Here is a 14,619-nt window from a genome sequence, read left to right on the forward strand (position 1 = left end):
TAGGATTTTATTTATTTAAGATAAGTAAAATAACTAGTTGTTAATAGCTTAATCTAGTAATGTTTAATAATCATTATAGTAGTATCGTCAACTGGAAGACATTGACCTATAAATTGGGTAATAGCCTCATCAACACGGTCACGAAGTTGTGAAGCAGTTCTAGCACGATAACGGCGAACTACTTCTATTAAACGCTGTTCACCAAATTCTTCATCTATTTCGTTAACACTGTCAGTAATTCCATCACTATAAATAACTAGTACATCTCCAGGCTGCATTACTAAGTAGTTTTCTTCATAAGTAATAGAATCAACAATTCCTATAGGCAATCCTCCAGACTCTAATAATCTATAACTACCATCATTAGAAACTAATATGGGAGGATTATGACCAGCATTAGAATAAAACAGTTGATTAGTAATAGGATCTAGTTCAGCACAAAAAAGAGTTAAAAATTTATTTTCTGGTGAACTCTCAAAAATATAATTATTAATTTCTGTAACAATTTGGGCTGTTTTAAGAGGAGTTTGGGCCTGTGCATGTAGCGCAGCATGTAAGCTAGACATCATAAGTGCTGCACCCATACCTTTACCTGAAACATCTCCTAAAGCTAAAAGAGTGCGTCCATTTTTACGTTTAATAAAATCATAATAATCACCACCTATTTCACGACAAGGGAAGCTAATGCCAATCATATCATAGCCAGGCAAGCGAGGGGGTGAGAGTGGTTGCAGACGAAGTTGTATTTCACTAGCAACTTTTAATTCTTCTTCCATTCGCTTTTTTTCTATTCGTTCTTCAATTAGACAAGCATTTTCAATCTTAATTGCTGCTACTGAAGCCATAGTAGTTAAAACTAGTAAGTCATCTTGATTAAAGCGATTTGTAGCATAAGGATTATCTACATAAATCATTCCAATTACTTCTTCACCTATCGCTAGTGGTACAGCCATAATTGAGCGCATTTGACTTATAACAACTGATTGCATCTCTTGGAAACGCGGGTCATGTGCAGCATCAGAAGTTAGTACAGAAGTTCCTTCATTTATGACTTTTTCAGAGATTGAACGACTAATTTTAATCTCTTCTCCAGTTAAATCTTTCATAGCATTACGTGCAACTTTACAAACTAACTCATTAGGTTTAGCCCGCATACGACGTTTAGAGTCTCTATTAGGAGTCCATTGGCTAGATAAAAATAAAAAGCCTCGTTCTACAGGTAAAGCCTCAAAAACTAGCTCCATAATGCGTTTTAAGGTGTCATCTAAAGAAGCATCCAAAAGTAAAGTAACACCTACTTTACTTACTACAGCTAACAAATGATCTTTTTTACGTTCTTTCTCTTTTGGTTGGGAAATAATGGTTTGCCCTAACACGTTACCTTTAGAAGAATTAGTAACTTCTTCTAAAACAGAAAAAATACCAGAACTATGTTTGCTAGAAGCAATTGTTAGTTCTGCTTCTGCATGTAGATTTAGGTCTGATAACATTAATTCGTTTGAAGGTGTAGTGACAGGATCCGCTATTAGAGTGATTCTTGTTTCGCCAATTTGAATTACATCACCAATATTAAACGCAATAGTACCAACAACTTTACCACCATTACAAAAAGTGCCATTAGCACTACCAAGGTCAGTTAAAAAATAACTACTGCCATCATATCTAACTTCTGCATGTAAGCGAGAAGCGAAAGGATCATTGATACATACATCATTACGTGATGATCGACCAATAGAGGTTTTTGTTTTAACTACTTTTATTTCCCTGCCATCTCCATCAGGCAATTTTACTAGCAAACTTGGCATATTTTCACCAATAGTATAGTTTTCTAATTTATTTTAACTTTTTCTCTAACATTTTAACTTGATTAGCACAAACACCAGAATAAGTTCCTTGCCAAGCAGGTGGTGTGCAACGTTTATAGGCATTTAAGGCAGCCGCTAAATTACCTTGTCTATGATAAGCTTGTCCAATTAAGTAATAAACTCCTAAATTACCAGGATTTGCTTTTAACGCTTTATCAAACTCTCTTAAAGCTGCAAAAGTGTTACCAGCATTAAGCATTTCTGAACCTCGTTTAATATAATCATCTGCACTTAGTTTTGGTTCACTAGGTACAGGTACAGGTTTTGGAGTCTCTATTTTAGGTGGAGGCTCAACTTTTACTGGTTCAGGTGTTGGTGTTGCTATAATAATGGGTGTATTTATTGGTGAAGCAATCGGAGTTGGTGTTTTAACAGGTTTATTAAGTGCAAGACGGGAATCAGCTAATTTAGTTAATTCTTGTTTTGCAAGACTTGCTAAGGCCAAGTCTTCTCCTTTAGCTACCATATCAAAATATTTTCGTGCTTCATCTAAACGGTTATTACGCACTAGAACTTTTGCTAGTGCTAATTGAATACTTGGATCACTTTTTATTATCAAAGCAGAAGTATAGGTAGTAATAGCCATGTCATCTTTTCCTATTTGTTCACAAGCTTGCCCCATTTTTTGATAAGAATCTAAATTTTCTCGATCTAAAGAAATTGTTTTTTGGTAGCTTTCAATAGCTTCTTCATAACGATTACTGCTTACTAGAGCATCAGCTTGAAGTTTATATGCCTCTGCATTTGTAGTATCAGTTTGAATAAATTGGGTTAATTTTTCTAAAGCCTGCTCAGTATTTCCTGCTTGTAGTGCTGCTTTAGCTTCTTCTAATAAATTAGCTGTATCCACTACTATTTCAGGACTTGGACTAGGCGTAGGTGTAGTTAAAACAGTGGTATCTTTAGCTAGATAGGTTTTAACTACTTTATAGTAAGCAACTAAACCTGTAGATGTAACAGCAATAAATAAAGTAAAAAACCATCCAAATAGTACACCATAGCGCAAAGGCTTATTAATTTGCTTAGGTTTAGAAGCTGCATTTGATGAACTATTAATAGCTTGATTAACAGGTGTATTATTTGCCATAATATTACTATTAAGAAATTTACTTACGGTATAAGGCTAATTTTATTACTTTTAAGAGAAGCGTTTTTTATTACTAAAGTTTTAGCTAGTTTGTCATGCCAACCTTGCTGTTTTCTATCCCAAAGTAACCATAAAAACCCTAAAGCAAAAGCAATTGTAGCAATAAAATAACCAAAAGTGTGTCTAATAATTATTTGGCTTGCTTTTGCACGGCTCTGATCAACACTAATAATTCGGATACCAACAAGTTGTTTGCCAATAGTTTGACCTTTAATACTAGCTAAGATTAAAAAATTGTAGATCCAACCTCCTATTACTACTACTAAACCTATTTTATTAATAATTGCTTGATAACTAATAAACTTAGTAGCAATTAGTGTAATAAATAACATGAGCATCAGCATTAAAATTAGATCTAGCATAAATGCACCTAATCTTAATCGAAACCCTGCTTGCTCAAAAGAGCCTACTAAAGCATTAGTAGGAGGGGCAATAAGATTAGCGGAAAAATTTTTGGCTATTTGAACTACAGATATAGATTTTTTTTTGGTTGTACTGGGTGCTACAACTTTTTGTGCTGATAAAGATTCTGCTTTTGATATCAAAAGTTCAGCAACTGGCAATTTAGTCTCAGGTTTTGGGTTGCTTAACTCTCCATTACTATTCTTTAGAATTTGGTTAATGGATGTAGGCGTACCACACATTCGACAAAACTTTGCCCGCTCAGTTAGAGAATTTTTACAGTTTTGGCACTGCTTTGCCCTCATAAATTAAGTAACTTTTATATAAAAACTTGTTAAAGGTACTAACTATAGATTTAGGACTATTACCCAATAACAAATTTTAATACTGTTTCCCCTAATCGAATCTCATCACCATTTTGCAGTACTCTAGGCTGTTTTGGGTAAAGCTTAAATGTCCCGTTTACAATAGTTCCATTGACACTAGATAGATCTTCAACTAAAAATTGTCCGCCCTCTCTATAAACACGAGCATGACGACGAGATACTTTAGTCTCTGGATCATAAGTAGATAAATCAACTTCTGGGAAAATCCCAGTATGAGGATCCATTCTACCAATTAGGTTAGTATCTTTATCAAGAATAAAGGATGCCGACATATCAGAATTATTCATAAGCACTAGTTTAGCTGTTAGCTTGACTGGACTAGGTGTAGCAAGGGGTTGTCTAGCTCCACAGTGGGCGCAAAAAAGGTCATCACTAGCAATTTTTTGCCCACAATTACCACAAAATACTTGTCCAGAAGTTTCTGCACTAAAACTAGGTGCAGGTTTCATAGCCTGACCGCTATCTAAAAGCCTTATATGTTCTTCTAAGGCTTTTTTCATATCTAAAGCATTTGTAAAACGCTTTTCAGGTTTATGTTCAACAGTTCTGGCAATAATAGCATCCATGCCAGGTGTAATATTAGGATTAATTTGTCTAGGACGAGGATTTTTAGAAAAATCAAAAATCAGCAATGGATTATCTTGAGGGTCTGCACCTGTAAGTAAATGAAACATTGTCGCGCCTAGGGAATAAATATCTGAACGAGGCTCAACTTTACCAGAAAAAAGCTCTGGAGGGGCATAACCCATTGTTCCAATTGCAGTTACACCTTTTTGTGTTGGTGAAACAAAACGAGCAATCCCAAAATCTACTAACATAATACGATTGGTTTTATCATCAATCATTAAGTTAGCGGGTTTTAAGTCACGGTAAATTATTGGAGGTTGTTGACAGTGAATATAACTAAGTACATCACAGGCTTGAACTGCCCATTCTGCAACAGTACGTTCTTCTAAACGCCCTGTTGGAGACATCTTTAACCGGCTTGCTAAATCTCCTCCGCCTATAAATTTCATTACTAAATAGTAGCGGCCTTCAGAAACAAAATAATCATAAATAGTAGGAATAGAAGGATGCTCTAAACTAGCAAGTAATTGGGATTCCCTCTCAAAATCTTCAACAGCTTTGCGTCGGTGATTATCATCAGAAAACATTTCTATCATTTCTTTTACTGCACGCAAAGCATCTGCCAAGCGTTTGTCTCGTGCCATGTAGACATTTCCCATGCCACCGCCACCAACGCGCTTGACAATCAGATATCGCCCAACTAACATTACACCGGCTTCTAGTTGGGCATTAGGGTTTTTAGTCTTGTTCCTTGACATACTCTCCTCGGCAAATCTAATTGTTGCCGTATCCTAAACAGGGCGTATTTAGTAATGGAAACTAAAAAGCTTTTTATAATTTGTGTGATAATTTGGCTTATTCTACCACAAATTTTAAGAAAGTCTTACCAACAATAATTTCATCACCATTATTAAGAGGGTGGCGATTACCTGGCAAAAGCCGGCGACCACGATTTATAAAAGTGCCATTAGTGCTTCCTAAATCCTCTATTAAGTATTGTCCACTTTGATGAATAATACGGGCATGACGACGAGATACTTTTGCTTCTGGATCGTCTTGATCTAGATCGACATCTGGAAAAATCCCTCCATCAGCATCCCAACGACCAATATTTGATTCAGAATCAGTCAACATAAACTCTTTTCCTATTGTGCCGCCACGTTGAATAATTAATTTAGCCCTAGAAGCAGCTTTTCCATAGGTTTGTGCTGCATTATTAGCAGGCATAACACTGGGATCGCTGGTCATAGGTGGCGATAAAGGCGCATTAGAAGCCATGGCAGATGAATAGGGGGGGGCCGTTTTTGGTATTCCCGCTGGAGCAGAAAAAGATGGTGGTGCAGGCGGCTCTGGCACAGTTTTGTTATTAGTAAGAGAATTTGCTCTAGGCAATACACCTCCACTTTGTGGAGGGACAGGAGGGATTGGTGGACGTGACATTGGCGGCATTTGAGGCATACCTGGCATTGGTGGGACAGATTGAGGCATTTGTGCCATTGGTTGTGGGCTTGCAGCAGGTGGAGGTGCAAAACTAGTTAATTTTGTTCCACATTCATCACAGTACTCTGAACCATCTAAATTATCTGTTCCACAATTAGTGCATCGAATCATTAAAAAAATCAGCGCAGTAAACCTCGATGGTGATTTATGAGGATAACGCGCCGCCTCCTTTTTACTGAATAATCGACTATTACGCGAACCTTCTTATTTAATTAATGCAAGCAGTTGGTTTATTTTTAGCTTAAATTTAATAAAACACCCAATGTAAATTTTAGAAAACTTTAGTGGGAAGAAAAGATTTTAGCAAATAGATTATAAAATAGTTTTCTTTTTCCTAAAACAAATGAGTTTTAAAAACTTGTTTTAATTTAAGCCAATAATAAAAATTAAGCAAAAATTCTTTATTTAAAATTTTAACTATTAAAAACTGCTTTAACTTAAGACACTACTAAAAGCTAGGAGTATTATCAAGATTACTGTTGTTATGATAATTGTCTCTAACTTTTTCGGCAATAGACTTCAACTGATTTTCAAAAGTTTTTATTAAATAAATACTAGAGATCTTACTAGGTAAATAAACTTTTGAAATATAAACCTTAATCAAAGCGGAGTATTGTATAGAAATCCAAAAAATTTTTCTTCCCTATTTGGCTGTTAATCTACTTTAATCACAATTACAGAAATATTATCGTCCCCACCCTTAGCATTAGCAGCAACTATTAGTTCTTTAGTAATTTGCCAGGGGTCAGAATGTTTTTTTATTATAGAAGTGATTTCATAATCTGAAAGCATAGTAGTAAGACCATCACTACAAAGCAAAATTATATCTCCACGTTTAATTAAACGAGTGACTATATCTATTTCTAAATCATCTCGGCTACCAATTGAACGATAAATAATATTACGGTGAGGGTGAAACCTAGCTTCTTCTTTGGTCAATTCCCCTCGGCGCACCATACGTTCTACCAAAGAATGATCTTCTGTTATTTGATCTAAGTGGTCATTGCTTAAAATATAACAACGGCTATCGCCAACTTGACCAATAGTTAAAATATTTCCTACTAAAAGAGCAGCAGTGACAGTTGCTCCTAGTCCACGAGTAGAAGGATGATAATGGGCATAGTCTAATACTTCACTATTTGCATGTAAAATCGCGCTAGTAATTAATTGGGGTGCGCGTATATTTGCGCCCATATCGTTAGTTAGGGAAAGAGAACCTGTCTGTGTAGATTCTACTAGAAGACTTGTAGTAGTGGATTGTAAAGAAGCAGAGATTAATCTTTCTGTCACCCATTCAGCAATTGCTCTTACTGTTAAACGAGAAGCTACTTCACCAGCCGCTTCTCCACCCATTCCATCAGAAACTATATAAAGACCCATATGAGTATTTATTGATTCAAAACATTGTTTTAATTCTTGAATCAAAACACTATCTTCATTTATTTCTCTATGTCGCCCAATATCGCTAGCATGTGCCACTTGTATAGCTGTTGGTGTACCAAGAGCAGCCAAGGCAAATTTCATTTCATTAACAGAATTATATCTATCATTTGGTTCAACGGCTAAAGCTCGTAAAATTAAACGCTCAAAAGATGGAGAAACTATTGCTTGAGGGTAAAGCTGGTAAGGTTTATTAAAAGTAGCTTTTGAGTTTGTGTTAGATAAAGTTTCACCTGTAAGTAACCAATATAGAATAGCCCCTATAGAGTAGATATCAGACCTTTTATCTAAAATAGATTGTTCATTAAGTAAGTAAAGTTCTGGTGCAGAAAACCCTTCTGTAATATAAATAGGATTAATTATTTGGTAGCGTTTAAGAGGACGTACCCGATCAAAATATATAACTTTAACAAGACCTTGATTATCGATTACTAAACTATTAGGTGTTAGACCATTATGAACTAAGCGTTGACGATGAAAATTATCAGCAATTTGACAAAGCTGTATGCCTATTTGTCTTGCTTCTGTTTCAGAAAGTTTAGAGCATTTATTAAGCAAATGCCCTTCTACCCTTTCTAATACTAGATAGGCTGAATCTTCGCTAGTAAAATAACTATGCGCTCTTAGTATTCCTGGAGAATTAAATCTTGCTAATAAGTGAAACTGTTGATAAAACGGACTTTTTTCTTTGTTTGTATCTGAGCTTATAGAATTGTTGCCTATAGTTTCTAACCCTAAGTTAGCTAATGGGTCAGCATTAGATATTGGGCAAACAGCCATAGTATAACGTTTAGTTGGATCAGTTTTTTCGTATACGTAATGGTATTTTATGTTGCCATTTTCTAAAAATAAGCCTTCGATAACAAATTGATCTTCGGCTATGGAGGTGAGGTTTTTATCTAAAGATTTTTTGGTTTGAGCCAACGTTGGTTCTAGCGTTTCTCCACATTTTTTGCAATTAACTGCATTTTCTTCGTTGTCTGTAAAACCACATAAAGGACATTTTTCCATGAACTAGTTGACCTATAAAGTCTTATATTAATGGCTAGTAATGATATTTGACCCGTTTGTTTTCAAGAAAAGTAAGGATAACATAGAGCTAAAAAATACACAGCTATTTTTCCCTACCATCTAAGATTTTAAGTTAAGCAAAAACTCTATTTCTAATGGTTCAATTATTAAATCGCCTAAAGATAATTGTTGAGCAAACTCCGTTAAATTATAACGAGTTCCTTCATTCCACATTTCTTTTAGCAAATTACCTGCACGCACACTTTGCCACCATTTATAACCAAAATGAGTCTTAAAATAATCTCTTAACATTGTCTCAAAACACATCGCTCTTAAGTAATTAGCTATGTATAGATTATCTAAGTAATCTGTTAAGTATTCTGACTTGTCAGCATAAAAAAGTGTTGCTTGAGAAAGTTCATTGCTATAAAGTTCTGCTGCTTGATTAAGACCTTTGCTATGTAAAGATATTTCATAATTTAACTTTGCAGCATAACTACGAATTAAATAAAGTTTAGTAAGTAAATTAGCAGTTTGTAATTCACTAGATTCTCTTTCATCTAACATTTGTTCTAGCCAAAAAGGTTCATTAATTAAATGACGAAATAAAAAACCATAGCTTTCTATTAAACCATTATCGCCAGCATACTTAAATTCTGGTATTAAAGCACTTGAATTAAAAGCAAAATATTGTGATTTTCCTCGTGCTTGAAAAACAGACTGATATTTTCTTACTCCATTACCAGGCTGATAAACAACCTTAATTTCATTTGGAATAACAACAGGTAAGCAAAAAGTTCCTACTTGCTTTCCTACTTGTAGAATGGGGTTAAGATAAATATTTTTTTGTTGTGTAGGCCAAATATTTAAGTTTGTTAATGTTTCTTGAAAAGATAAATTTAAGATTCGAGACGGAAATAAATCAATAAAATTTTCTTGTTTAGTAAATTGTAAAATATCAGCCTGGCTTGCTTCTTCTAAAGGTAATCTTAAATTTATGGATAAAAACCGCTTTAAGTTTATGCTATAAATTTTTTCTGTATCTGCTAAGAATTTTTGAAATTGGTTGTTTAAGGCTAAATAATCTATCCCATTTATCTTGGATAGCATTTCTAAATAGCTGCTATAGCCAAGAAGCTGCGAACCTTCATGTAATTTTTCTATACGTTCAGCTTTTAAGTCATTAATACTACTAAGTGCAGAAAGCTTTTTCTGATATATTTCTTGTCGGTTTTTATGGTCAAGCTCATGGTTTAATAAGCTGTTGACATTACTTAAAAGTATTTTTTGACCTTTCCAAGTAATGTACAAACGACTTTCAGCATTAGCAATTTCTTGAGTGAGGTGTTTAACTTTTAGATTTAGATATTGTTCGCTAGCAAAAGCAATTAAGTTGAATAAAGCTTTGCTTTTAGTTTGGTAATAAGGGTCGGTTTCTGAATATTCTTTTTTTAGTGATTCAATTACAGATAAAGTAAATAAATCGCTATACCTATTATAGATTTCTATTGTAGGGAAAGCTACCTTTTGTCCAGAAAGGAAAAAATATCTGGTACGGTTTAAGTTGATGTTAAAATCGACAAATTCCCGACGATACTTATCTAACATTGGCTTAAAGTAGATTTAATTATGTATTCTCTTTATTTTAATGACCCTAAAGCTTCATCTAGGTGATCTATTTCTGCTTCAGTGTTGTAGTGTACTAAACTAATTCTTACTGCTCCACCTTTATCTTCTAAGCCTAAGCGCAACATTGGTTCTAGCGCGTAATAATTACCTGACCAAACATTGATTCCAAAACTAGCAAGTTTAATAGCTACTTCTTTTGAAGAATATTTATCAACTGTAATAGCAAAAGTTGGCACACGTTCATTTAAGCGGTTTGGATCAGTAATTCCGTAAACTTTTACATTTGAATGCTTAGCAAAAACATCTAGTAATTTTCTTGAGAGAATTTTTTCATATTCCTGAATGCCGTTCATTGCTGTTTGCAATAATTTTTTACGGTTTAAGCTAGCTGAGTTTTTCCAGCCTAGCAAACTAGGGACAATTTGCAAATATTCCAACGCTCCAAGCGTTCCTGCAATACCTTCATGGTTTTGTGTTCCAACTTCAAATTTATCAGGAATAATATTTTTACAGTTCTTAAATGAAAAGTTTTTAGTTCTTCCATCAAATGACGACGGCCCCAAATTACTCCAACATGCGGGCCAAAAGCTTTATAAGCTGAATAAACCAACACATCACAACCTAAAGATGAAACATCAATTACACCGTGTGGTGAATAATGAACCGCATCAACAAAACAAACTGCACCAACTGAATGAGCCATTTTTGCTACTTCAGCAACAGGGTTAATTGTTCCAAAAGCATTAGAAGCATAACCAACAGCTACTAAACAAGTTCTTTCAGAAATTTGTTTTTTTAAGCTTTCTAGGTTTATTGTCATATCATCAAGGTTAATATCTGCAAAACGAACCTTTACACCTCGTTCTGCTTCTAGTGCTAACCATGGGGAAATGTTTGCCTCGTGTTCAAGAGATGTAGTAATGATTTCATCTCCAGCCTGACAAGAGCGTCCAAAGGCACGAGCAAAAGCTTGTGTAAGCGTAGTCATATTTGGCCCAAAGGCTACTTCTTCCAAGTCTGTTGCTCCAATAAAATCGGCTACTGTTGCGCGGCATTTTTCTATTAATTTGTCTGATCGTTGAGCCGTTTCAAATACTCCTCCAGTATTAGAGTTAGAAGTAAGGAAATAATTGTTGACCTGATCAATGCAATGGTGTGCTACTTGTGTTCCTGCTGCATTATCAAAAAATATTGTAGGACGATGACTAGATTTTAAAGATGGAAATTGTTGGCGAATAAGTTCTATTTTCATGACAGCAATGCTAAGAAGATTTTTTGGAAAAATCAACTCTAGGGGAGAAGATTTTTAGTTGGTTGTTTTGTCTTCTAATAAAGACAAGTTAATAGATAAAGCTGTACCAGTTCGTAAGCTTTCTAAAGCCCGAAAAGTTGTTAAAGTTGTTAAATATAAAGACTTTAACTCAATAGGGGCAGCTACGTTTTTTAACATCCCTACAACAAAGCTTTCTACTTCACTACGATGACCTTTATCTTGAGCCGAGGAAGAAAATTTACTGGTACTACCATTTTTAGTAAAACTAGCTGTCTTAAAATCATCTAGGACGGCTACAGCACCTGCTCCAAACACTTCTAAACGTTCTTTGGGAAAAGACTTATCTCCAATTGCTAAATAATGAACTGTCCCTATTGAGCCATCAGAAAAAGTAATGTTTATCATTACTGAATCTTGGTCAACTTCCTTGTCTGAAAGGGTTTTTATACATTGAGCAAAAACTTGTGTAGGTTCAGCATCAACAAAAAACTGCATTAAATCAATAAAATGACATACTTCCCCAATTATTCTTCCTCCACCTTGTAGCGGGTCTTGAATCCAGCTATCTTTTGGAATAAAACCAGCATTAACTCGATAAATCATTGAATAAGGAGAGGTTTTGCGACCAAAAGCTTGTTTTAGCTGTACAGCTAAAGGAGAAAAACGACGATTAAACCCAACAAGAATAGCTTTTCCTGACTGCTGTTGAATTTTAATAATTTCTTTTAGTTCGCTTTCTGTTAAACAAAGAGGTTTTTCTACAAAAACACTTTTTCCTGCTTTTAATGTGTTGCAAACTAGTTCGGCGTGTGTTCCATGTCTTGTTGCAATAAAAACACAATCTGTAGAGTCATGATTTATTACTTCTTTTGCATCTGTGCTAGAAAATAAAAAACGAAATCTTTCAGCAGTATTTTTAGCTGAAACCCCTGTAGAATTGGCAATTCCTGTTAATATAACTCCTTTAGAACTGCGTAAATAAGGAAGCAAACTAGCAGTAGCAAAATTACCTGCCCCAATAAAACCAATTCCTATTTCGCTTTTTGTCTTTTGACCAAGTTTAGCCGCATAACGAGTAGGTATTTTACTTATAATTTCACTTTTTTCTGGATATTTAAGAAGCACTCCACAACATCGCTCACCGGTTTTTCCTAAAATTAAATCATAAGCATCTGAGGCTTTTTCTACTTCAAAACGATGTGTAGTAAGTAGATCTAGGTTTATTTTTTTATCTGCAACGAGTCTAAGGAACTCCTCCATGTTGCGTTTTTCTGTCCAACGAACATAGCCAATAGGATAGTCCTGTCCATATTCTTCATAACTAGGGTCATAACGACCAGGGCCATAAGAACGAGATAAACAAAGCTCTAATTCCTTCATATAGTAATGTTCTCGTGGGATATCCATTTTAACTGCTCCCACAACAACGACTCTGGCCCGATCACGAGCAATTTCACCTGCAAGCTTTACAGGATCATTACTATTAGTGCTAGCTGTAAGAATTATGCTGTCAGCACCTCGACCTTGAGTAAAATTTTCTACTATTTTATGTACATCTTCAGAACGGTTAACGGCTTGATGTGCGCCACTTTTTAAGGCTAATTCTACTGTTGTTTGATCCAAGTCTATTCCTAAAATCCTGCAACCAGCAGCAACTAACATTTGTATAGTCAACTGTCCAATTAGTCCTAAACCAATTACTACAACATTTTCGCCAAGTTGTACTTTAGCTTGACGAATGCCTTGCATTGCAATTGCACCTAAAGTTGTATAAGCAGCATAATCTAGGGAAACTCCTGCTGGTAACAATGTGCATAAATTCTCTGGGATAAAATTTATTTCAGCATGAGAAGCATAGCCAGCACCGGCACAGGCTACTTGGTCGCCAACACGAAAACCTGTTACACCTTCGCCGACTTCTATCACGGTTCCAGCCGTGCTATAGCCAAGTGCCTTGACTGTCTCAAGACGGGCCATTACTTTTTCATAAGTATTTACTAGCCCTTCACGGCGAACGCTATCTAAAACTTGTTTGACTAAATCAGGTCGTTGACGAGCTTTACCAATTAATGAGCTTTGTGCTGTAGCAACTGTGGTTCGCTCTGTTCCAGCACTAATTAAAGAATAAGCAGTTCTAACTAACACCCCTCCATGACGTAGCACTGGTGGAGGAAGTTCTTCTACTTTTAATTCTCCAGTTTTGAAGTTTTGGACGACTTGTTTCATAAGGTCGAGCATTTTAACATAGACAAAATTAAAAGGGATAGAAAAGCTGGCAGTTTATAGGGGTTGAAGATTGTTTTAATTATGTTTACCAGAAAATTTTTAAGGCTAGCTAAATTTAGCTAGCCTTAAATAACTAGAGTAGCAATCACATTACAATTATTTTACTTGTGTGTTATTTAGGCCAGCGATAACCTAAAACACTAGATTTAGGATAATAGCTAACCTTAACTTGGTCGCTTTGATTACCACCTAAAACTTTAACCATATTTCCTTCTGTGCCTAGGTAAAAACCTACGTGACCTTGACTAGGATTATTACCTCGGCTAAATACTACTACTGCACCTGGTTTTGGTTCAGTAGGCTTGCCCCAATTAAGGAATGAACGAGCCATAGCACTACCTGTGCCTTTGATGCCTGCTTCTTTGAGTGTCCAATTAACAAAGGAAGCACACCAAGGAACTTCATCATCACCAAATTTACCTGTTGTTGAGTGATATTCAATGATTCTTTGATTGTCTCTTGAACCAGCAATTTCTTTTGTTCCAATCTCACCACGAGCAATATTTAGCCAGCTAGGAGATCCATCAGTGCTAGCGTTGTCTCTAACACCATCAACACCGCCATTACCCATAACAGGTCTTGAGCCAGTATTTACCGCAGGTTGAGACATTGCTGCTCGACTTTGTGGGCCAAAAACACCGTCTGATGTAATACCTCGGCTTTGTTGGAAGGATTTAACGGCGGATTCTGTACGAGAACCAAAAACACCATCTGCCGGGCCAGGATTAAAACCTAATTGTTTTAATTGTTGCTGCATTTCTGCTACAGCGGGCCCGCGACTACCTTCGCGCAGCATTCCACCGCCACTTGGAGCGCGAAACATATCTACAGGGCTATCTTGTGGCATAGAGGCTTGAGATACTTTTAAGCCTGATAGATTGCCAGTATTACCACCTACTGAAGGTATATTAATTTGTTGGCCGGGATAGATTAGATTAGGATTTTTTATTTGAGGATTAGCTTTAATTACTGAGCTAAGGCTGGTTCCAGCATCTCTAGCGATTTCTGATAAAGTGTCACCTTTTTTTACTGTATAGGTATTAGAACTTGAACTATTTGAATTATTATTTGGTGAGTTACTGTTAATTGAGCTAACCATAATAAAGAGTCTCC

Annotated in this window: 9 protein-coding genes and 1 pseudogene; all 10 read right to left on the reverse strand. The window is 35.6% G+C overall.

From position 1 onward, the window contains the following. Positions 1–53: 53 nt before the first annotated feature. The 10 genes and pseudogenes from IPK14_15430 to IPK14_15475 all read right to left on the reverse strand — a co-directional run bounded on the left by IPK14_15430 (position 54) and on the right by IPK14_15475 (position 14,605). On the reverse strand, positions 54–1,805 hold the full coding sequence (locus IPK14_15430) for a SpoIIE family protein phosphatase (protein ID MBK7994715.1): 1,752 nt from the start codon (positions 1,803–1,805) through the stop codon (positions 54–56). Between the two features lie 28 nt (positions 1,806–1,833). Next, positions 1,834–2,952, reverse strand: a complete 1,119-nt coding sequence (locus IPK14_15435) for a tetratricopeptide repeat protein (GenBank protein ID MBK7994716.1) — start codon at positions 2,950–2,952, stop codon at positions 1,834–1,836. Positions 2,953–2,975: 23 nt separating this feature from the next. Continuing rightward, the gene (locus tag IPK14_15440) at positions 2,976–3,656 is read right to left on the reverse strand and encodes an RDD family protein (GenBank protein MBK7994717.1); all 681 of its coding nucleotides are present in this window, start codon (positions 3,654–3,656) and stop codon (positions 2,976–2,978) included. 122 nt (positions 3,657–3,778) lie between these two features. Next, the gene (locus IPK14_15445; protein ID MBK7994718.1) at positions 3,779–5,125 is read right to left on the reverse strand and encodes a protein kinase; all 1,347 of its coding nucleotides are present in this window, start codon (positions 5,123–5,125) and stop codon (positions 3,779–3,781) included. A gap of 97 nt (positions 5,126–5,222) precedes the next feature. Beyond that, the gene (locus tag IPK14_15450) at positions 5,223–5,978 is read right to left on the reverse strand and encodes an FHA domain-containing protein (GenBank protein ID MBK7994719.1); all 756 of its coding nucleotides are present in this window, start codon (positions 5,976–5,978) and stop codon (positions 5,223–5,225) included. 543 nt (positions 5,979–6,521) lie between these two features. Further along, positions 6,522–8,318: a Stp1/IreP family PP2C-type Ser/Thr phosphatase gene (locus IPK14_15455; protein ID MBK7994720.1), complete on the reverse strand. Its 1,797-nt coding sequence runs from the start codon at positions 8,316–8,318 to the stop codon at positions 6,522–6,524. A 120-nt stretch (positions 8,319–8,438) separates the two neighbouring features. Beyond that, positions 8,439–9,926: a hypothetical protein gene (locus tag IPK14_15460; protein ID MBK7994721.1), complete on the reverse strand. Its 1,488-nt coding sequence runs from the start codon at positions 9,924–9,926 to the stop codon at positions 8,439–8,441. A gap of 32 nt (positions 9,927–9,958) precedes the next feature. Then, positions 9,959–11,199, reverse strand: a pseudogene (locus IPK14_15465) (cysteine desulfurase-like protein). 54 nt (positions 11,200–11,253) lie between these two features. Beyond that, positions 11,254–13,446: a bi-domain-containing oxidoreductase gene (locus IPK14_15470; protein ID MBK7994722.1), complete on the reverse strand. Its 2,193-nt coding sequence runs from the start codon at positions 13,444–13,446 to the stop codon at positions 11,254–11,256. Positions 13,447–13,618: 172 nt separating this feature from the next. Further along, positions 13,619–14,605 carry a TIGR02594 family protein gene (locus IPK14_15475; protein MBK7994723.1) on the reverse strand — a complete coding sequence of 329 codons (987 nt, stop codon included), beginning with the start codon at positions 14,603–14,605 and terminating at the stop codon, positions 13,619–13,621. Positions 14,606–14,619 lie beyond the last annotated feature (14 nt).

The sequence above is a fragment of the Blastocatellia bacterium genome, assembly GCA_016713405.1.
GTDB lineage: Bacteria > Acidobacteriota > Blastocatellia > Chloracidobacteriales > JADJPF01 > JADJPF01.

Coding starts and splice junctions, on each gene's coding strand:
- IPK14_15430 (MBK7994715.1), bottom strand. CDS start 1,805: ATGCCAAGTTTGCTAGTAAAATTGCCTGATGGAGATGGCAGGGAAATA.
- IPK14_15435 (MBK7994716.1), bottom strand. CDS start 2,952: ATGGCAAATAATACACCTGTTAATCAAGCTATTAATAGTTCATCAAAT.
- IPK14_15440 (MBK7994717.1), bottom strand. CDS start 3,656: ATGTGTGGTACGCCTACATCCATTAACCAAATTCTAAAGAATAGTAAT.
- IPK14_15445 (MBK7994718.1), bottom strand. CDS start 5,125: ATGTCAAGGAACAAGACTAAAAACCCTAATGCCCAACTAGAAGCCGGT.
- IPK14_15450 (MBK7994719.1), bottom strand. CDS start 5,978: ATGATTCGATGCACTAATTGTGGAACAGATAATTTAGATGGTTCAGAG.
- IPK14_15455 (MBK7994720.1), bottom strand. CDS start 8,318: ATGGAAAAATGTCCTTTATGTGGTTTTACAGACAACGAAGAAAATGCA.
- IPK14_15460 (MBK7994721.1), bottom strand. CDS start 9,926: ATGTTAGATAAGTATCGTCGGGAATTTGTCGATTTTAACATCAACTTA.
- IPK14_15470 (MBK7994722.1), bottom strand. CDS start 13,446: ATGAAACAAGTCGTCCAAAACTTCAAAACTGGAGAATTAAAAGTAGAA.
- IPK14_15475 (MBK7994723.1), bottom strand. CDS start 14,605: ATGGTTAGCTCAATTAACAGTAACTCACCAAATAATAATTCAAATAGT.